12 protein-coding genes and 1 pseudogene are annotated in these 19,867 nt (G+C 73.2%); 7 read left to right on the forward strand and 6 right to left on the reverse strand.

Going from position 1 to position 19,867, the window contains the following annotated elements; translation table 11 throughout:
- Positions 1 to 38: 38 nt before the first annotated feature.
- Positions 39 to 2,399: a protein serine/threonine kinase AfsK gene (gene afsK, locus AC5L3C_RS21205; protein ID WP_493650330.1), complete on the forward strand. Its 2,361-nt coding sequence runs from the start codon at positions 39 to 41 to the stop codon at positions 2,397 to 2,399.
- A 222-nt stretch (positions 2,400 to 2,621) separates the two neighbouring features.
- Here the strand turns inward: afsK and afsS are convergent, their stop codons facing one another.
- The 3 genes from afsS to AC5L3C_RS21220 all read right to left on the reverse strand — a co-directional run bounded on the left by afsS (position 2,622) and on the right by AC5L3C_RS21220 (position 6,509).
- Entirely contained in the window at positions 2,622 to 2,813 is a 192-nt protein-coding gene (afsS, locus tag AC5L3C_RS21210; protein WP_125505827.1) for a regulatory protein AfsS, read from the reverse strand.
- Between the two features lie 216 nt (positions 2,814 to 3,029).
- Positions 3,030 to 5,987 (reverse strand): SARP-family global regulator AfsR, encoded by a 2,958-nt coding sequence (gene afsR / locus AC5L3C_RS21215; protein ID WP_493650331.1) that lies wholly within the window; start codon positions 5,985 to 5,987, stop codon positions 3,030 to 3,032.
- Positions 5,988 to 6,113: 126 nt separating this feature from the next.
- Entirely contained in the window at positions 6,114 to 6,509 is a 396-nt protein-coding gene (locus tag AC5L3C_RS21220) for a nitroreductase/quinone reductase family protein (RefSeq protein ID WP_125505830.1), read from the reverse strand.
- A 419-nt stretch (positions 6,510 to 6,928) separates the two neighbouring features.
- Between AC5L3C_RS21220 and AC5L3C_RS21225 the strand changes: the two genes are divergently transcribed.
- Together AC5L3C_RS21225 and AC5L3C_RS21230 are read left to right on the forward strand one after the other, a co-directional pair.
- Positions 6,929 to 7,774, forward strand: a complete 846-nt coding sequence (locus AC5L3C_RS21225; RefSeq protein ID WP_493650332.1) for an LLM class F420-dependent oxidoreductase — start codon at positions 6,929 to 6,931, stop codon at positions 7,772 to 7,774.
- Positions 7,775 to 8,575: 801 nt separating this feature from the next.
- Positions 8,576 to 8,875 (forward strand): annotated as a pseudogene (locus AC5L3C_RS21230) (LLM class flavin-dependent oxidoreductase); the annotation flags it as partial.
- Between the two features lie 860 nt (positions 8,876 to 9,735).
- Here AC5L3C_RS21230 and AC5L3C_RS21235 read toward each other — a convergent pair.
- A complete protein-coding gene (locus AC5L3C_RS21235; RefSeq protein ID WP_493650333.1) occupies positions 9,736 to 10,506 on the reverse strand; it encodes a transposase family protein in 771 nt (256 codons plus the stop codon).
- A 277-nt stretch (positions 10,507 to 10,783) separates the two neighbouring features.
- Here AC5L3C_RS21235 and AC5L3C_RS21240 point away from each other — a divergent pair, with 277 nt between their 5' ends.
- Entirely contained in the window at positions 10,784 to 13,366 is a 2,583-nt protein-coding gene (locus AC5L3C_RS21240; protein WP_493650334.1) for a bifunctional FO biosynthesis protein CofGH, read from the forward strand.
- A 217-nt stretch (positions 13,367 to 13,583) separates the two neighbouring features.
- Positions 13,584 to 14,150 carry a hypothetical protein gene (locus AC5L3C_RS21245; RefSeq protein ID WP_493650335.1) on the forward strand — a complete coding sequence of 189 codons (567 nt, stop codon included), beginning with the start codon at positions 13,584 to 13,586 and terminating at the stop codon, positions 14,148 to 14,150.
- A 376-nt stretch (positions 14,151 to 14,526) separates the two neighbouring features.
- Here AC5L3C_RS21245 and AC5L3C_RS21250 read toward each other — a convergent pair whose 3' ends face one another.
- On the reverse strand, positions 14,527 to 14,988 hold the full coding sequence (locus AC5L3C_RS21250; protein WP_493650336.1) for a prevent-host-death family protein: 462 nt from the start codon (positions 14,986 to 14,988) through the stop codon (positions 14,527 to 14,529).
- A gap of 208 nt (positions 14,989 to 15,196) precedes the next feature.
- Here AC5L3C_RS21250 and AC5L3C_RS21255 point away from each other — a divergent pair, with 208 nt between their 5' ends.
- Positions 15,197 to 17,707, forward strand: a complete 2,511-nt coding sequence (locus AC5L3C_RS21255) for a tetratricopeptide repeat protein (protein WP_493653959.1) — start codon at positions 15,197 to 15,199, stop codon at positions 17,705 to 17,707.
- A 120-nt stretch (positions 17,708 to 17,827) separates the two neighbouring features.
- Positions 17,828 to 18,946: an ADP-ribosylglycohydrolase family protein gene (locus AC5L3C_RS21260; protein ID WP_493653960.1), complete on the forward strand. Its 1,119-nt coding sequence runs from the start codon at positions 17,828 to 17,830 to the stop codon at positions 18,944 to 18,946.
- Positions 18,947 to 19,182: 236 nt separating this feature from the next.
- On the opposite strand, the gene AC5L3C_RS21265 is transcribed toward AC5L3C_RS21260, so the two are convergent.
- A complete protein-coding gene (locus AC5L3C_RS21265) occupies positions 19,183 to 19,647 on the reverse strand; it encodes a formylglycine-generating enzyme family protein (protein WP_493650337.1) in 465 nt (154 codons plus the stop codon).
- Between the last annotated feature and the right edge of the window lie 220 nt (positions 19,648 to 19,867).

The raw sequence follows: 19,867 nt of genomic DNA on the forward strand, positions 1-19,867 counted from the left end.
AGGTGGTGGCGCGACGCGTACGGGGAGGTGGCAGGCAAGTGGTGGATCAGCTGACGCAGCACGATCCGCGGCGAATCGGGCCGTTCGAGGTGCTGGGACGGCTGGGAGCCGGCGGCATGGGGCTGGTCTATCTCGCGCGCTCGGCGTCGGGCCGGCGGGTGGCGATCAAGACGGTGCGGACCGAGCTGGCCGAGGACCAGCTCTTCCGCGTCCGCTTCACGCGCGAGGTGGAGGCGGCCCGCGCGGTCTCCGGCTTCTACACGGCGGCCGTCGTGGACGCCGACCCGCGCGCCGCAGTGCCGTGGCTGGCCACCGCGTACGTCCCCGCGCCCTCGCTCGAGGAGATAGTGAACGAGTGCGGGCCGCTGCCCGCCCAGGCGGTGCGCTGGCTCGCGGCGGGCGTCGCGGAGGCGTTGCAGTCGATCCACGGCGCCGGACTGGTCCACCGCGACCTCAAGCCCTCCAACGTCCTGGTCGTCGAGGACGGCCCGCGGGTGATCGACTTCGGTATCGCGTCCGGCGTCTCGAACACCCGTCTGACCATGACGAACGTCGCGGTCGGTACCCCCGCCTACATGTCCCCGGAGCAGGCCAAGGACTCCCGCAGCGTCACCGGCGCCAGCGACGTCTTCTCGCTCGGCTCGATGCTGGTCTTCGCCGCCACCGGCCACCCGCCCTTCCACGGCGCCAACCCCGTCGAGACCGTCTTCATGCTGCTGCGCGAGGGCCCGGACCTCGAGGGCCTCCCGGACGAGCTGCGCCCGCTCATCGAGTCCTGCATGCAGATGGACGCCACGGCCCGGCCCAACCCCGCCGACCTCCAGGCCCAGCTCGCCCCGCACCTCTTCGGCTCCGGCTCCGACGACAGCGGTACCGCGTCGGCCTGGCTGCCCGAGCGGGCGGTGAGCCTGATCGAGGCCCGCCGCGGCGGACGCCCGGCGCGGCGGCCCTCCTCCGGGTCCGGCCGCAGCGGGGGCGGCGCTGCCCGTCCCCCGGTGCCGCCCCCGCCCCCGCACGACCCCGTCGTCCCGCCGCCCCCGTCCCGGCCCGCGCCGGTCCCGGTGGGCGCCCCGGACCCCGGCCCGGTACAGCTGCCCGGCGCGATGGTCCCCATCGGCCCCGGCCCGCGCGTCGCCGACGCGCGCGCGGCCGCCGTCGCGGCGCCGTCACCGGCGGCCGCCCTGGCCGGCACCTGGTCCAGGCCCCGCCCCGGCGTCAACGGCGCGGACCCGGCCGTACCGGCGCCGGCCGCGGCCCCGGAGCACCCCAGCGGCTGGCGTCCGTGGCGCTTCCGCATGTCCAACGACGTCTGGGGCACCCCCGCCGTCGACGGCGACCTCGTCTACGTGACCTCCTTCGAGGTGCACGCCCTGGACGTCGCCACCGGCCGGCGCCGCTTCAAGACCCGGGACGTCGCCTGGTCGATGGCGGTCGCCGACGGCCGTGTCCACGCCTCGGACGGACCCACCCTCTTCGCCCTCGACGCCCGCGAGGGCGGCGACCTGTGGCGGCAGCCGACGGACGCCTGGGTGTACTCCCTCAAGGCCGACCGCGGCACCGTGGTCACCGGCACCCGCGGCGGCGGCGTCCAGGCGTGGGAGGCGTCCACCGGGCAGAAGCTGTGGGAGATCGGCGGCTGCCAGACCGACTTCGAGTCCCCGGAGGCCGGTCCGTCCGTCCACGACGGCGCCGTCTACGTCTGGCAGGACGCCCGGCTGCGCGCCCTGGACGCCCGCACCGGCGACGAGCGCTGGTCGTACCCCATCGGCGACGCGGCCTCCTGCGGCGGCGTCCCGGTCCGCCTCGCCCACGCCCCCGACGGCTACCTCTACGTCTCCGCCGGCACCCGCGTGCTCGCCCTGGAGGCCACTTCAGGGCACGTCCGCTGGCACTTCGAGGCCCCGGCGGTCTTCCTGTGCCCGCCCGCCTTCGTCCCGGGCCCGGCGGTGACCGGCGGCGGGGTCTACCTCGCCGACTACCTCGGCACGGTCTACGCCCTCGACGCCACCGACGGCCGCGACCGCTGGCGCATCGCCACCGAGTCCCGCGCCTCGGCCGAACCGGTGCTGGTCGCCGGCGGCCACGTCCACGTGGGCAGCGGCAAGGGGCTGTACACCCTGGACGCGGTGGCGGGCACGCCCAAGTGGCGCTTCCAGGCCGGCGGCGAGATCGTCGGCGCCCCCGCGGTGGCCGAGGGCCGTATCCACTTCGGCTCCAGCGACCATCTGCTGTACACGCTGAAGGCCGACGACGGCCGCCTGAGATGGAAGCTGGCGACCGGCGGCGAGATCACCGGCTCCCCGGTGGTCCGGGACGGCGTGGTGTACGCGTGCAGCAAGGACCGCTGTGTGTACGCGCTGGACGCGGAGAAGGGCACGGGCACGGCCCGCACCACATAGCCGGGACGTGCGGGACGGCCGTCGTGCCGTTGCACGGAAGGGGCGCCGGACGGCGGCCGCCGCTGTGGGGAGCGGCCCGATCGGGCGCTCTCACGGCTGACGCTACGCCGGGTGCGCGACGCCCGCCACCCTGTGTGTCATGGCCCTGACAAAATCTGCACGTCGGCCGCGACGGCCTCCCCTCCGGGCCGTCGCGGCCGTTCCCCCTGTGCGGCGCGAGGACTACTTGCCGTCCCGGTCCAGGTCCAGGGCGGGCGGTGCGGGCATGCTGTTGTCCAGGGTGGTGATCCCCTCGCCCGTGGCGGGCTCGCTCGGCATGCTGTTGTCCTGCGTGGTGGCGCCCCCGTCCTTCGGCGGCGCGGGCATGCTGTTGTCCTGCGTGGTGGCGTCCGCGTCCTTCTTCGTGTCGCTCATCACTCTGACTCTCTGTGTGTGTTCGGAACGAGCCGGAAAAGGCCCGCCCGGAAGCTCCCCCGCGGGCTGCCGGGCGGGCGTTCGGAGCCCGCACAGTAACCCGCAGGGCTCCGGCCGGACCGTCTGCCCCCCGACGCGACGGTTCGACGGATATGAGCATGCCTCAGGGCGATAAACGAACGCTGAACGCCCGCGCGCACCCCGTGCGTTGCCGGCTCACGCCGCCGTCGCACCCTCCAACAGGCCCCGGACGGCGTCGGCTTCGGCGGCACCGCACTGTTCGTACAGACCGAGCGCGTCGCGCCAGCACGCCCGCGCCCGGTCCTTCTGGCCCAGCAGGAACAGCGACCGGCCGAGGAGCGCCACGACGTTCCCCCGCATCCTGTCGCCCCCCACGCACCCCAGGGCAAGGGCCTGTTCGGCGTGTTGCGCCGCCTGCGCGGGACGGCCGGCGGCGAGGTGCACCTCCGCCATCCGGAAGTGGGTGTTGCCCACCCACAGACGCTGCCGGTGCTCGGTGAAGATGTCCTGGGCGTCGACGAACTGGCTCAGCGCCTCGGCGTGCCGCCCGGCCCTGGCCAGCGCCAGACCCAGGGCGAAGTGCGCGCTGGCCCGCCGCATGGGCCGGCCCAGTTCGGAGTGGACGGCGAGGCTGTGCCGGGCGATCTCGACGGCCCTGGAGACGTTGCCGAGGTCCAGGTGGGCGCGCGAGAGGTTGGCGAGCGTCACCGCCTCGCCGAGCCGGTTGCCGGCGGCCCGGTGCCCCTCGATGGCCTGCTCGAAGAAGACCTCGCCCGCCGCGGAACGGCCCTGGTGCAGGCAGATCAGCCCGTGGTCGTTGGCGACCCAGCTGACCGCGGTCGCGTCGCCCGCCAAGGCCGCCAGCTCCATGGCGCGGTGCGCCTCCTTCTCGGCCTGCTGGATACGGCCGTAGACCAGCAGGACGTTGGTGAGCGTCGTGCGGGCCCTGCCCTCCGCCCGTGCGTCCCCGGCGGCCCGCGTGGCCTCGCACAGGGACCGGGCCGTCGTCTCGTACTGGTGGGAGTTGGCCCCCGACTCGATCAGGTCCTTGGCCGCCCAGAGCAGGTCCACCGCCCGCCGCAGCCGGTCCGTGCCGGCCGCCTGCCGGACGCACGCGAGCAGCGGGGACGCCTCGCTGTACAGCCAGTCCAGCGCCGCCGACCCGTTGTCGAAGCGCAGCCCCGGGTACCGGGTCGGTTCGAGGTCGTCCACCAGCCGGTCCCCGGGCCGCTCGATCGCGTACACCCGCGCCGCCGTCGCCAGATAGAAGTCCAGCACCCGCGAGAGCGCCGACTCGCGCTCGCTGGGCGGCTCTTCGTCCCGCTCGGCGCATGCACGCGCGTAGAGCCGCACCAGGTCGTGGAAGCGGTACCGGCCCGGCGCCGCCGACTCCAGCAGGGAGGTGTCGACCAGGGACTCCAGCAGGTCCTCCGTGTCCTCGGGCGGCAGGTCCAGGACCGCCGCCGCGGCCGCGAGGGAGATGTCCGGGCCGTCCGCGAGCCCCAGCAGGCGGAAGGCACGGGCCTGGGCGGGCTCCAGCTGCCCGTAGCCGAGCTCGAAGGTGGCCTCGACCGCCAGGTCGCCCGCTTGGAGCTCGTCCAGGCGGCGGCGTTCGTCGCCGAGCTTGGCCGCCAGGACGGAGACCGTCCACGTCCGCCTCGCCGCCAGGCGGGACGCGGCGATGCGGATCGCCAGCGGCAGGAAACCGCACGCCGCCACGACATCCAGGGCCGCCTCGCGCTCGGCGGCGACCCGCTCCTCGCCGACGATCTTCGTGAAGAGCGCCAGTGCCTCCTCCGGCGACATCACGTCCAGGTCCACCAGGTGGGCCCCGGCCAGGTCCACCATCCGGACCCGGGAGGTCACCAGCGCCGCGCAGCCCTCCGTGCCGGGCAGCAGCGGGCGTACCTGCGCCGCGTCGCGCGCGTTGTCCAGCAAAACCAGGACCCTGCGGCCGTCCAGCGTCGAGCGGTACAGGGCCGCCCGCTCCTCCAGGGTGTCCGGGATCGCCGAGTCCGCCGTGCCGAGGGCGCGCAGGAAGGAGCCGAGGACCGTCTCCGGTTCGGCCGCCCGTGCCCCGGCGCCCTGAAGGTCGACGTAGAGCTGGCCGTCGGGGAAGGCCGCGCGGGCCTTGTGGGCCACGTGGACCGCGAGGGTCGTCTTGCCGACGCCGCCGATGCCGGCCAGCGCCGACACCGCCATCACCCGGCCCTGGTCGCCGGAGGCCGCCGCCAGGACGCCGCTCAGCTCCCGCACGAAGGACGCGCGGCCCGTGAAGTCCGGTACCGCCGCCGGGAGCTGGGCCGGGCGGACGGGAGCCGCCGACCGCTCGGCGGCCGGGGCGGACGGCTCCGCCAGGCCCGGGTCGGCCCGCAGGATGCGCTGCTGGAGTTCCTGGAGCCCCGGGCGCGGGTCCACGCCCAGCTCGTCGGCGAGCAGGCGGCGGGTGTCCGCGTACACCGCGAGGGCCTCGGCCTGGCGGCCGCTGCGGTAGAGGGCGAGCATCAGCAGTTCGCGCAGGCGCTCGCGCAGCGGGTGCGCGGCGGTGAGGGCCGTGAGCTCCGAGACGGCCTCGGCGTGGCAGCCCTGCTCCAGGTCCATGTCCAGCCGGGAGTCGAGGAGTTGCAGCCGCCACTCCTCCAGGCGGGTCCGCTGGGCCTCCGCATGGGGGCCCGGCACCCCGGCCAGGGTCTCGCCGTCCCAGAGGGCCAGGGCCCGGTTGAGCGCGTCGCGCGCGTGGGACAGATCCCCGGTGTTGCGGGACTTCTCCGCGCCCGCCGCCAGTTCCTGGGCCACCGCCAGGTCCAGCGCCCGCTCGCCCAGCCCGCGCACCGCGTAGCCGCCGGACTCGCTGACCAGGACCTCGGCGTCCAGCGCCTTGCGCAGCCGGGAGGCGTAGGTGCGCACCGCCGCCAGCGCCTGCGACGGCGGTTGCTCGCCCCACAGGGCGTCGATCAGTTCGGCCGCCGTGGCGGTACGGCCCTCGCGGAGCAACAGCGCGGCGAGCAGTGCGCGTTGCTGCGGGCTGCCGGTGGCCACCGGCTCCCCGTCGCGCCAGGCGCGCACCGGGCCGAGTACGGCGAAACGCAGCTCCCTCGACTCCTCCGGTGAGCCGGTACGCGGCTGCTCCTGCCCTCGCGGTACCCCGTCCATGCAGTCCCCCCTGTGCATTGTGAGCAACTACGCCAGTTTGCCTGCTCCTGACGGATGCGTCAGCTGTGCGAGACACCGATCACACGGGGAGGGGCGGGCCCCCACCGGGCCCACACATCTTCGTCCTCAACCGTCCAGATCCACCCGCACCGTCAGCAACCCCGCCCCGAAGGCCCGTACGGCCAGGCCGTTGAAGCGCGGCAGCCGGCGCAGCCGGGCCACGGGGTCGTCGTCGGGCAGCAGATGGGCGGTGCCGGTGTGCCAGCGGCCCCGGACGCGTACCCGCACCCGGGGGTCGGCCTTGATGTTGCGGACGTACTGCGAGCGTTCCCCGAACTCCGAGACCAGCCAGAACGAGTCGCCGATCCGGCGCCCGCCCACCGGGGTCGTCCGGGGGAGCCCGGAGACCCGCCCGGTGGTCTCCAGCAGCGTCTGGAACGGCAGCCGGCGCAGCAGCGGGTTCCCCACCCGGCGCTGGAAGGCGGTGGCGGCACGGTACTTGCGTTCGGCGCGAGACGTCATGGTGCCCCGAGCCTACCGGCGGGGCGGGAGGACCGGGCGGGTGAGCGCGGCCGGCGTACCGGGCGGCGGCCGCCGTGTGCGGCAAGCCGGCGCGTCCGTCAGCGGCGTGGCGCGGTGTGGTCCGCCACTGCGCCACCCCGGCGTCCGGCACCGGCAGCGGGGCAGCGGTGTGCGGCACACCCCGGTCGGTCTCCGGCCGGACCGTGCCGCGTGGGGCGCCGGTGCCTCCGGCAGCCGCACGGAGACCGGGGCGTCCATGCCCGGGACGCCGCGCCGGCCGGGCACGGTGCACGTCCCCGACGTCGGCGCGGCGGCGCCCGCCCGGAGGGTGCGCCACGGCTGATGCCGACCGGTCGGTATGGACAGGAGGGGGTGGCCGGGGTATGCATGGGGCGTCGTCCGCGTACGAAAGGCCGCCCATGCGCATCGCCGTCACGATCTTCCTCACCGACGAGACGATCACTCCCGTCCGGCTCGCCCGTGAGCTGGAGCAGCGGGGCTTCGCCGGGCTCTACCTCCCCGAGCACACGCACATCCCCGCGGAGCGGACCAGCCCCTATCCGGCGGGCGGCGAGCTGCCACGGGAGTACGGCCGCACGCTGGACCCCTTCGTCGCGCTCGGGCAGGCCGCGGCCGTCACCGAAAGGCTCGGTCTGGGCACCGGCATCACCCTCGCCGCGCAGCACGACCCGATCGACCTGGCCAAGCAGATCGCGACCCTGGACCACCTCTCCGGCGGCCGGTTCACGCTCGGCCTCGGCTACGGCTGGAACGTGGAGGAGGCCGCCGACCACGGGGTGCGCTGGCGTACCCGGCGGGAGCTGGTGCGGGACCGGATGGGGCTGATGCGGGCGCTGTGGTCGGAGGAACCGACCGCGTACGAGGGCGAGTTCGGGAGCGTCCGGGCGAGCATCGCGTACCCCAAGCCGGTGCGGAAGCCGCGCGGTCCGGTGGTCGGCCCGCGCACGCTGGTCGGCGGGGCGGCCGGGCCCAAGCTCTTCGCGCACATCTGCGAGTACGCCGACGGCTGGCTGCCGATCGGCGGGCGTGGGCTGCGGGAGTCGCTGCCCGTACTGCGCTCCGCCTGGGCGGACGCGGGTCGCGACCCGGATGCCCTCCAGGTCGTGCCGTACGCCGTTTCGCCCAGCGCGGGAAAGCTGGCGTACTTCGCGGAGCTGGGCATCGAGGAGGTCGTGGTGCAGCTGCCCGCGGAGGGGGACGCGGAGGTACTGCGGACGCTGGACGACTACGCGGAGTTCCTCTGAACACCCCTCCGGAGATCCCCTCACGCCCGCGCACCAGGCGCCCCACCCGCGGGACGTTCCTGAAAAACGGGAGCAACCCCCACGTGCCGACCCCACCGGGGTCGACGAACCAGACGGGGGCACCCCAGGGAGTGGGGAAGCCACTCACCACCGGCGTGGGGCGGCGATCAGGCTGGATCGCCGCCCCACCTTCACTAGAAGATTTTGATCGCGTCGATACGGACCCCGCCCGGGTGGTTGGGCCACGTGTACGGCCGACCCCTGTCGATCGGCGTCTGCGGCTGCCACCGTCCGTCCCCGCGGTATTGGACAACGTTTTTCCCGGTCCAGATCCGGGTGATCCACAAGTTCTGTGGCAGCCCGGTTCATCCGGCGTTGGCGTAGCACCAATCAGCTGAGTCCGACGAGCCGCCGAAATGAACGGTGAGTTTGACGAACTCGTCCGAGGTGCATGCGACACGGTCTATCGCGGAGGCGCTCGTCGCCCCGACAGTCAGTGACGTCATCATCGTGGCGGACACCAGCCCGGCCAGAACAGCGCTTCGCGCACTTCGTTTCACAAGGGTTCTCCGTTTCACTTTTCCGAGGGAGCGGCGGAGCCGTCGGTATCCACCACGGGGTACGGCGCCGACTGACCGCGCTCCCTTTCATCTGATGGATCGTTAGCCACCCGGATGCCTCCCGCTCGCTGTGGTCTCTGTCACAGGTCGGGAGGTCGGCCTCACCAGGGCTCGGTCCCGGCAACATCCGAGGCGGGACATCCCTGTGACTCGCCTGTGGTCCGAGCCCGGCGGCCCTCACGCCGCCGACCACGGGGTGCGCCGGCGTACCCGGCGGGAGCTGGTGCGGGACCGGATGGGGCTGATGCGGGCGCTGTGGTCGGAGGAACCGACCGCGTACGAGGGCGAGTTCGGGAGCGTCCGGGCGAGCATCGCGTACCCCAAGCCGGTGCGGAAGCCGCGCGGTCCGGTGGTCGGCCCGCGCGCGCTGGTCGGCGGGGCGGCCGGGCCGAAGGTGTTCGCGCACATCTGCGAGTACGCCGACGGCTGGCTGCCGATCGGCGGGTGGGGGCTGCGGGAGTCGCTGCCCGTGCCGCGCGCCGGCATCCGGGGTCGATTCAACACGTAAGGACACCCCCTCCGGGGAGGAAGGAAGCCACGCGCCACCGGCGTGGGGCCGCGATCAGGCTGGATCGCCGCCCCACCTTCACTTGAAGGCTGCAATCCCGTCTGCGCAGGTGGGCCGGCGCGAGATGCTGTTGGTTCCGCGCCGCGCCCGCCGGTGATGTCCCGGCAGGTCAGTGAAACGCCGGGGCTGGGACACCCATACATCCCCCAGCGAGATCACCCTCACTCAGGGATGAGTGCCTCACTAGCAAGGCTGCCAGGAGGAGATGGTGTCATTGGACGGATCGAGATTATTCATGGAATCCATAGGTCCAAGACCCCCGTGGCCGGACAGTCCGACTGTGCGGCACTCGCAGAGGGTGCCGCAGTGAGGCTGCCGCCCGCTATGGCGGCTGTCATTGCCGTCGGTACGGCCACTCGCCGGAGGAGTCGCTTGTATGTCACGGATTTTCTTTTCCCTTGATGAATAGGTCACCGATTGGTGCGCAGTGAACGCCGGCCTCGCATCAAAAGATGGCCTTGCGTCTGCATGATCGACCCGCATTGACCATTACATTCACCTTCTGTGAATCGTTGTGCATCTGTCAAGCGCTCAGCAATGAATTGCCTTTTCGTGCAAAATTGCAGACTCGAGAAGGCGTGAACGGGCAATCTGGCTTTCCCTGTGCTGTCGTGATCGGCCGTCGGCGAAGTCGGTGGCTCATTTCATTGTCTTCCTCCGTCCGGGCCCGCAGACGGTGACGCGGCTCGAGCGCGGCGAGCGGCTGCCCGGTCGATGGGTGGCGAAGCAGGTGATCCGCATACCGTCCGCTCGCTATGATCCCTGAGGCCTTTTCAACCTGCGGTTGAGCTGGCGTGATGCAGGGTGAGGACGGCCTGGACGAGGTGCGTGGTACGGGTGGTCGAGCAGCGGAGTTTGCGGAGGAGTCGCCAGTTCTTGAGGGTGGCCATGGCTTGTTCGACGAGGGCACGGATCTTGGCCTGGGATCGGTTCACGGCCTGCTGGCCTGCGGACAGCGTCTCCCATCGGCCGCGGAACGGAACTCGGACCGTGCCGCAGGCACCCTGGTAGCCCTTGTCCGCCCAGCAAGGGATGTGGGCCTGGTCGAGGGCATCGATGATGCCGTGTTCGCGGGCCGCGCGAACATCGTGAACGGCCCCTGGCAGCGCGGGTGAGGCCCACAGCAGTCGGCCGAACGGATCGGCGATGACCTGCACGTTCATGCCGTGCTTCTTATGCTTCCCGGAGTAGAAGGGCCGATCGGCGGCGATCCGGTCAATGGGCAGGAGCGTCCCGTCGAGCAGGACGTACGCTTTCGTCGAAGCAGTCCGGACGGCCTCATCGAGGGTCGGTGCGAGCGCGGCCAGCAGGTCGACGGCCTTGCTGATGTAGCGGTATACCGTGCTCGTCCCGACCCCCAAACCCGCTGCGAACTGGGCGTATGTGGTTCCGTTCCGCAGATGCGCCAACACCAGCAGGTCTTGACGGCCGACCGAGAGCCGGCGCCAGCGGCATCTGATCCGGCGACGGTGTTCTCGCAGGCGAGCGGCGAGGAAGGACAGGGACCGACTGGACACGTCCAGCCCGCACGGGTAGACAAGCACGTGAAGCCTCTGGTGGGTACCGGGTGATCTTGGTCGTGAACCCGTCTACCAGGGGCTTCACTCATCTGTCGAGCCAACCGACCAGTTCACGCAGCAAGTTGGCAAAGGCTCCCTGTCACAGGTCGGGAGGTCGGCCCCACCAGGGCTCGGTCCCGGCGACACCCGAGACCGGAGCCCCCCCCGGGCGCCCCGGGCGGAGGGACACCGTGCGGGGGCCGTCCGCCGACGTTGTCCGGGCCGCAGTTCCGGCTGATCGGGGCGACCTTATGCTCGAACGATGACGACTCCCGCGACCTCCGCCGTCCCGACCGAGAACGCCATGCGCCGCGCTCTCAGACGCGCCCGGGACGGGGTCTCCCTGGACGTCACCGAGGCGGCGGTGCTGCTCCAGGCCCGCGGTGAGCATCTGCGGGACCTCGCCGCCTCCGCCGCCCGGGTCCGGGACGCGGGTCTGGAGGCGGCCGGCCGGCCCGGGGTCATCACGTACTCGAAGAGCGTCTTCGTCCCGCTGACCCGGCTGTGCCGGGACAAGTGCCACTACTGCACGTTCGTGACCGTGCCGGGCAAGCTGCGCCGGGCCGGGCACGGGATGTTCATGTCGCCGGACGAGGTGCTGGACATCGCCCGCAAGGGCGCCGCGCTCGGCTGCAAGGAAGCCCTCATCACTCTGGGCGACAAGCCCGAGGACCGCTGGCCCGAGGCGCGCGAGTGGCTCGACGCGCACGGCTACGACGACACGATCGCCTACGTCCGGGCGGTCTCCATCCGGATCCTGGAGGAGACCGGCCTCCTCCCGCACCTCAACCCGGGCGTGCTGACCTGGACGGACTTCCAGCGTCTGAAGCCGGTCGCGCCGTCGATGGGCATGATGCTGGAGACCACCGCCACCCGCCTGTGGTCCGAGCCCGGCGGTCCCCACCACGGCTCCCCGGACAAGGAGCCGGCCGTGCGGCTGCGGGTCCTGGAGGATGCGGGACGCTCCTCCGTCCCCTTCACCTCCGGGATCCTCATCGGCATCGGCGAGACCCACGAGGAGCGGGCCGAGTCGCTGTTCGCGCTGCGGAAGATCGCCCGCGCCCACCACGGCATCCAGGAACTGATCATCCAGAACTTCCGCGCCAAGCCCGGCACCGCGATGCGCGGCATGCCGGACGCGGAGCTGGACGAACTGGTCGCCACGGTCGCCGTGGCCCGGCACGTCCTCGGCCCGTCCGCGTGCCTCCAGGCCCCGCCCAACCTGGTCGACTCCGAGTACGAGCGGCTGATCGGCGCGGGCATCGACGACTGGGGCGGCGTCTCCCCGCTCACCATCGACCACGTCAACCCCGAGCGCCCGTGGCCGCAGATCGAGGAGCTGGCCGAGCGGTCCCGGGCGGCCGGGTTCGAGCTGCGCGAACGCCTCTGCGTCTACCCGGAGTTCGTACGGCGCGGCGAGCCCTGGCTGGACCCGCGGCTGCGCCCGCACGTGGCCGCGCTCGCCGACCCGGAGACGGGACTCGCCCGCCCGGACGCGCTCCCCGAAGGGCTGCCCTGGCAGGAGCCGGACGAGGCGTTCACCGCGAGCGGCCGCACCGATCTGCACCGCACCATCGACACCGAGGGCCGCACCGCCGACCGCCGCGACGACTTCGACGAGGTGTACGGAGACTGGGACGCCCTGCGCGAGGCCGCCGCCCCCGGGATGGTGCCCGAGCGCATCGACACCGACGTGCGCGGCGCCCTGCGCACGGCCGCCGAGGACCCGACCCGGCTCACCGACGCCGAGGCGCTCGCCCTGCTGCACGCCGACGGCCCGGCGCTGGACGCCCTGTGCCGGGTGGCGGACGACGTGCGCAGGTCGGCGGTCGGCGACGACGTGACGTACATCGTCACCCGCAACATCAACTTCACCAACGTCTGCTACACCGGCTGCCGCTTCTGCGCCTTCGCCCAGCGCCGCACGGACGCCGACGCCTACACCCTGTCCCTGGACCAGGTGGCCGACCGCGCCCAGCAGGCCTGGGACGTGGGCGCGGTGGAGGTCTGCATGCAGGGCGGGATCCACCCCGACCTGCCGGGGACGGCGTACTTCGACATCGCCCGCGCGGTCAGGGAACGCGTCCCCGGCATGCATGTGCACGCCTTCTCCCCGATGGAGGTGGTGAACGGCGCGAGCCGCACCGGCCTGTCGGTGCGGGAGTGGCTGACGGCCGCGAAGGAGGCCGGCCTCGACACCATCCCCGGCACGGCGGCGGAGATCCTCGACGACGAGGTCCGCTGGATCCTGACCAAGGGCAAGCTGCCGGCGGCCACCTGGATCGAGGTGGTGACCACGGCCCACGAGCTGGGCATCCGCTCCTCGTCCACGATGATGTACGGCCATGTCGACCAGCCCCGCCACTGGCTGGGCCATCTGCGGACCCTGGCGGACATCCAGCGGCGGACGGGCGGCTTCACGGAGTTCGTGACCCTCCCCTTCGTGCACACCAACGCCCCGGTCTACCTGGCCGGGATCGCCCGCCCGGGCCCGACGGTCCGCGACAACCGCGCGGTCACGGCGATGGCGCGGCTGCTGCTGCATCCCTGGATCCCCAACATCCAGACGAGCTGGGTGAAACTGGGCGCGGAGGGGGCGGCGGAGATGCTGCGCTCCGGGGCCAACGACCTCGGCGGCACGCTGATGGAGGAGACCATCTCCCGCATGGCGGGCTCGTCCTACGGCTCCTACAAGTCGGTGCGTGACCTGGTGGCCGTCGCCGAAGCGGCCGGCCGCCCGGCGAAGCCCCGTACGACCCTGTACGGGGAGGTCCCGGAGGAACGCCGCCGCGCGGCGGAGGCCTCGGACGGCCATCTGCCGGACCTGCTGCCGGTGCTGGACTGACAGTGAGGATGTGTGGTGGCTTCTCCGCCGGGTCTGACTCGCGGACTGACCGACGCCGACTGGCTGTCCTTCAGCGGATATGTCGGCCCGCGCGGGGAGGCCATCGCACGCGACCGGACGGGCGCTCGTGACCGCCACGCGGACGGAGACGGGACGGCACGGGCAGTAGGATGATCCGACGCGCGTTCGAGACCCGTAGCTGAGGAGATGCGTACCGGTGTCTGCCCGTCTTCCTTCGTGGGCCTGGGTGACCGGGCTGACCACGGGGGCGATAGCCGTGGTGGCGGTCCTGGCCGTCCAGGCGGACCAGGGCACGAAGCCCACCGCGGCCACGAGCCGGCCGAGCGCGTCGGCCACGGCGGACGCCAAGCCGTCCGCCGGCCCCGAGGAGAAGAAGCCGGCGGCGGTCCCCGCGGACTCGGGCACCGGCCGCCGGATCGTCTACTCCCTCGGCCAGAAGCGCGTCTGGCTGGTCGACGCCAGCGACGCGCCCCGCCGCACCTTCCCGGTCTGGCCGGGCACCATCTCCCCGGACCCCGGCGCCTACACGATCGGCACCCGCACCGAGGCCACGACCGGCAGCGACGGCGTCCCGGTGGAGCACATCGTCTACTTCGCCGCGAAGTCCGGCATCTCCGTGGCCTTCTCCAACGCGGTCGACGGCTCCTCGCCCCCGCCCGCGGCCCCGGACGCCAAGACCGGCGGCATCCGCGTCTCCAAGGACGACGGCAAGGCCCTGTGGGCCTTCGGCACGGCGGGCACGACGGTACGCGTGGTCGAGTAGCCCGGCGACCGCACCGGACGTGCGGCTATTCGGTGTCCTTCGGGTGGCGCGTGGATGCGTACACGAAGTAGACCGTGCGGCGTGCCTCGTCGACGAGATAGCGCACGCGGCCGCTCGCCGTCACCTCGTACTCCCACTGCGGGTAGTCCCGGCCGCCGTGGTTTCTCGTGGCGAGTCTGCCGCGGAGCCGGTGCTGACGGTCGGGGTCGGCCCGCGACAGCGGGTCGAGACGCAGAGCCTCGTAGCAGCGGCGCGCGTTCCCCGGCGCCTCGGCACCGAGTTCGCCATCACCCCTTCGCCGCCTCGTTCGTCGCGAAGCGTAAACGCCACTCGCTGTCGACCGCGGGCGGAACGACGTCATCACCGCGCTTCGGACTCACGGCGCCGTCACCTCGCCGTGGTCCTCGTCCGGCAGCCGGCGCGTGAGCCGAGCGGTGAGCTCGGGATCGGCGAGGATGCGTGCCGTCGCACGCCATTCGGCGACGAGGCGGTGGAGGTTGCCGTGCACGTCCAGCTGAGCCGCGTCCTGAGTGGCGTCGATGAGGTCGGCGACGAACTCCTTCGCCTCCTCGGCGGACAGGTGACGGACCCACGGGAAGACCGACGGCAGCGCGCGCAGTATGGCCCGCTCGCCGGCGTCGCTGCGCACGAGGGCGGCGAGGAGGCGGGCGGTGATGTCCGCCGTTTCCTCGCGCTGCTGATCGTGGCGTGCGGTGGTCAAGTAGAGATCCTCGCCGTCCCGGCGCGTGACGTGCACGCGATGGGCCTGGTCGAGCGTTTCGGCGACGCGTTTCGAGTTCTTCGAGAGCTCGGAGAAGGCGACCGTAGGAGTGGACACGACTCGACGGTACTTCGGAACGTATTCCGAAGTCAGTCGGAGCGGATGCGCGGCAGTACGGACCGTGTGCGGTGCCGGTGTCCCGCACGAGGCGCCTGCCGTCACTCAATTCCCTTGTCCCCGGCCCGGATCGCCGGTCCGTTGGGCCAGAATGAGGGGCGTCGGACACGGACGAGGGGACGTACGCGTGGCGCAGGCACGGCTGTCGATGCAGCAGATCGTCCGGCAGCGCCGCCGCGCCGGTCTCGTGGCCCGCAGCGCCGAGCGCGAACTCTTCCGGGCGAACTTCGACCTCCCGCCCGAGGACGAACGGCACCGCTTCCTGTTCCATGTGCACGGCGACGCGGGCGTCGGGAAGACCTTCCTGGTCCGGGAGTTCGAGCAGCTGGCCCGGGAGAGGGGCGCGCTGACGGCGTACGTCGACGAGAACGCGGGCAGTGTCCCCGAGGCGCTTGCCGCGGTGTGCCGTCAGGTCGCGGGACAGGGCCATCGCTTCAAGGAGCTGGACAAGCTGCTGCACGCCCACCGCGAGCGGCGCCACGAGGCGGAGCTCGCCGCGCACGCCGCCGCCGACCCGGACCCGGGAACCGGCCCGTCGGCGGGCAGCCTGGCCGTCGCCCGGGCGGGACTGGCCGGGCTCGGCCTGATACCCGGCGTCGGCGCCTTCACCGGCGCCGTCGATCCGGGGGAACTCGCCCAGGGCGCCGACCGGTTGCGCTCCGCCCTCGCCGCCCGGTTCCGCAGCCACGAGGACGTCGAACTCGTCCTCACCCCGGAGAGCGTCCTCACCCCGGTACTGACGCAGGAGCTCGCCGACGCCGCCGCCGCGGTGCCCTGGATCGTGCTGTTCTTCGACACCTACGAGCGGACCGGCCCCTTCCTCGACGCCTGGCTGCACGCCCTCATGACGACCGACCGGCACGGCGCCCTGACGGCCAACGCCGTCGTGGTGACCGCCGGCCGGCACCCCCTGGACGACGGGCGCTGGCACGACTTCACGGACTTCACCGCGCCCATGCCGCTCGCCCCCTTCTCCGAGGCGGAGGCGCGTGGCCTGCTCGCCGGCCGGGGCGTCACGGCGGAGCCCGTCGTCCGCGAGGTCCTGCGGCTCACCGGCGGCCTTCCGGTCCTGGTCTCCACCCTCGCCGGCACCCGGCCCGCCGGGCCCGAGGACGTGTCCGACCCCAGCGGGACGGCCGTCGAACTCTTCCTCAAGTGGGAGGCCGAGCCCTCCCGCAGGTCCGCCGCGCTCTGGGGCGCGCTGCCCCGCTGGCTCGACGCGGACGTGTTCCGCGCGGCGGTCGACTGCCCGCCGGAGCAGCGCGACGCGCTGTACGAGTGGCTGAGCGGGCTGGCCTTCACCGACGAGCGCGCGGCGCGGCTGCGCTACCACGACGTCGTGCGCGCCCCGATGCTGCGCTGGCAGCGCACCCTGTCCCCGCGCGGCTGGGCGGACCGGCACCGGCGCCTGGCCACGACGTTCCGCCGCTGGCGCGAGGAGCACCAGACCGGGCGGAACGCCGGCGAGCTGTGGACCGACGAGGAGTGGCGGGAACTGCGGCTGGCCGAGTCGTACCACCTGCTGTGCGCCCGGGACCACGGGGCTCCGCAGGAGGTGATGCGGGACCTGGTGGACGCCTGCGAGCAGGGCGCGGACGTGGCCGAGCGCTGGCTGCGGCTGCTGGAGGACGCCGGCCGGGACGCGGACCTGGAGGCGGTGACCGGCTGGTGGCGGGAGCTGTCCGACGCCCACCGCGGCGGCGGACCCGGAGCCGTCCTGGAACGGCTGCTGCCCCCGTCCGCCCCGCGGGTGACGGGCACGGGTCCGCCGGACGGCGCCGCGCACCCGCGTTCCGACCCGCCGTCGCTGACCGGGGACGACGCGGACCTGCTGGGCGACCCGTGGTCGGTCCCGGTCCCCGGCGCGGCGGGGCACGAGGTGGCCGGCCCGGAGAGCACGGCCGAGGCGCACGCGGCGTACGACGCCGACGGCGTGCCGGATCCGTCCGGGACCGGTGACGGGTACTTCGGCCTGGTGCGCTCCGCCGCCCTGACGGCCCGGCTGCACCGCGGCAGGGCGGTCCTGGCCGCGGCCGAGGACGACTACCCGGAGGCGATCGCCCACCTGAGCCGCGCGGTCGCCGTCACCCCCCGGGACGCCGGACTCCACGCCCTGATGGGGGAGTACCGCCGCGTCCTGCGCCACTACTCGGCGGCGGTACGGGATCTGCGCAAGGCCCTCACCCTGGACCCGGGCCACGCCTACGCCTGGGCCTCCCTCGGCGCCGCCCGGCTCGCCCTCGGAGCCCCGGCCGCCGCGCTCATGGCACTGGACCGCGCCCTCGAACTCGACCCGGACTACTTCTGGGCGCTGCTCCGCCGGGCCCGCGTCTGGCGGGAGCTCGACGAGCCCGGCCGCCGGCTCGCCGACCTCGACCGCGCCGTCGCCCTGCGGCCCGACTCCCCGTGGGCCCACTGCGAACGCGGCGACGCCCTGCGCACCGCCGGCCGCGACGAGGAGGCCCTCGCCGCCTACGACCGCGCCGTGGCCCTCGACCCCGGGTACGCCTCGGCGTACGCGAGCCGGGGGGTCTCCCGCTTCCGCCGGGGCCGGGTCGCGGACGCCCTGGCCGACCTGGACCGGGCGCTGGAGATCGCCCCGTCCTACGCGTGGGCCCGCACCCAGCGCGAGGCGGTCGTACGCCACCGCGACGGCTGACAGTGACCGCTTCCGACCAAACCGGTTACATTCCGCATACCATCCGCCCCCTGAACCGCCCGTCCTCGTTCGATTACAGTGCTGGGCGTTGTACGTACGGACGGCGCCCGGGAGGTCATGGTGGCTGGTACGGCCGGGCCTGTCTGGGGACGCCGTGAGCAGCAGGACTTCCGCAGCCGGGTGCGCGGCACGCTGCTCGGGGTGGCCGTCGGGGACGCGCTGGGCGCGCCCGTGGACGGCATGGCGACCGACGCGATCCGCGCGGCGCACGGCGCCGAGGGAATCACCGGCCTCGCCTCCGCATACGGCCGGCGCGGCGCCGTCACCCATCACACCCAGCTCACCCTGTTCTCCGTGGACGGCCTGATCCGCGCCCAGGTCCGCCGCGACACCGGCGCCTGGCACCCGCCGACCGACCTGCACCGGGCGTATCTGCGCTGGGCCACCACCCAGCGGGACTGGGGCCCGGACGAACGGCGCAAGGACGATGGCTGGCTGGCCAGGGAGGAATGGCTCTACGCCCGCCGCGGCCCCGCTCGCACGCTGCTGACCGGGCTCGGCGACGACACCATGGGCACGCCGGCCGCGCCCAAGAACCCCGGCGAGGCCGGGCCGGAGGCCGCCGCCCGGTCCGCGCCCTTCGGACTGCTCGTCGGCTGGGAGCCGCAGCTCGTCGCACAGCTCGCGGTGGAGTGCGCGGCGCAGACCCACGGTCACCCGGTCGCCTGCCTCTCGGCGGGCGCGTACGCCGTGCTCGTGCACGCGCTGGCGAGGGGCGAGAACCTGGACACGGCGGTGCAGCGCACGCTCGCCCTGCTGTCCGCCCGGCCGGGACACCAGCCGGTGTCGGACGCGCTCCAGCAAGCGCTGGGTGCCGTACGCCAGGGGATGCCCGGCCCGGAGCGGGTGACGGAGCTGATCGGCAACGCCACCGCGGACGGGCTGCTCGCCGCCGCCGTGTACTGCGCGCTGGTGGGGGAGGACGTACGGCACGGCCTGTGCCTGGCCGTGAACCACGACGGCCCCAGCGCCGCCGCCGGCGCACTGACCGGGGGACTCCTGGGAGCCCTGCACGGCGAGACCGCCCTCCCCCCGGCCTGGCTGGCCGAACTGGAAGGCCGCCCCACCCTCCTGGAACTGGCCGACGACTTCGCCATGGAAATGACCCAGGGCCCCGCCCTGCACACCCCGGCCCACGCCTCCCAGGCCTGGCTGACCCGCTACCCCAGAGGAGCCTAGGCGTGCTGACCGGACAAGTCGGTGACGCGGCCGGCTGGTGGGTGGCTGCTGATGCCGGTGGGGGGCCGGTGGTCGTTGTACCAGTCCAGCCAGTGGACACCAGCCGCGCTGTCCTGAACGCGGCACCACGTCGGCGGCCACGCAAGGAAGGGGGCCTGAGCCGGTTCACACGACCGCAGTGCTGACGCAGCGGAAGCCGGTGTCGTTGTCGCGCATCGTGTCGTTGGCGTCGTCCGTCAGGGAGGGGCAGCCCGCGTGAAAGGGCTCCTGAACGCGCTGCCCTTCAACTCGTGACGGCCTGACTCGGACTCGGTGGCGCACCACTCCCAGGTGTTCCCGCACAGGTCGAAGACACCGTACGGGCTCACCCCGGACTGGTAGCGGGTGACGGGGGTGGTGCGGCCTATGCCGGAGTCGAGGACGTTGCACTTCGCAGCCGTCGGCGCGTCGCCCCACGGGTACGAGCGGCCCTTGGAGCCGCGGGCCGCCTTTTCCCAGTGCCTGCTCGTCGGCAGTGCCTTGCCGGCCCACGCGGCGTAAGCGGCCGCATCATGCCAGGTCACCCAGACCACGGGGTGATCGAAGATGCTGTCCGGGCACCGTCCCTGCGGCCAGTGTTGCGGCGCCCGGTGACCGGTGGCGCGAACGAACCGGGCGTAGTCCGCGTTCGTGGTGGGGTAGACGTCGATGAGATTGCCCACGGCGGCGCCTCGTCCGGAGTCTCAGCGCCGGTCCTGACTCACTGACGTCAGACGGCCGGACAAGGGGAACGAGCACGCACATCACGGCTCGATGATCGTTTAGCAGACACCCCTAGGGGCGCGGTGGACTGCGCAAAAGGGGGTCTGGGGGCGAAGCCTCCAGGGACGGGACGAGAAGGGGCGGCGGGGGCGAGAAACCCCTCACCTCACCCCCGTACTC

Source organism: Streptomyces speibonae (genome assembly GCF_984686075.1).

What these genes read in the sequence shown, in the direction of transcription:
- AC5L3C_RS21255 (WP_493653959.1), top strand. Translation starts at nt 15,197, where the DNA reads ATGCAGCAGATCGTCCGGCAGCGCCGCCGCGCCGGTCTCGTGGCCCGC.
- afsS (WP_125505827.1), bottom strand. Translation starts at nt 2,813, where the DNA reads ATGAGCGACACGAAGAAGGACGCGGACGCCACCACGCAGGACAACAGC.
- AC5L3C_RS21240 (WP_493650334.1), top strand. Translation starts at nt 10,784, where the DNA reads ATGACGACTCCCGCGACCTCCGCCGTCCCGACCGAGAACGCCATGCGC.
- AC5L3C_RS21220 (WP_125505830.1), bottom strand. Translation starts at nt 6,509, where the DNA reads ATGACGTCTCGCGCCGAACGCAAGTACCGTGCCGCCACCGCCTTCCAG.
- AC5L3C_RS21225 (WP_493650332.1), top strand. Translation starts at nt 6,929, where the DNA reads ATGCGCATCGCCGTCACGATCTTCCTCACCGACGAGACGATCACTCCC.
- afsR (WP_493650331.1), bottom strand. Translation starts at nt 5,987, where the DNA reads ATGGACGGGGTACCGCGAGGGCAGGAGCAGCCGCGTACCGGCTCACCG.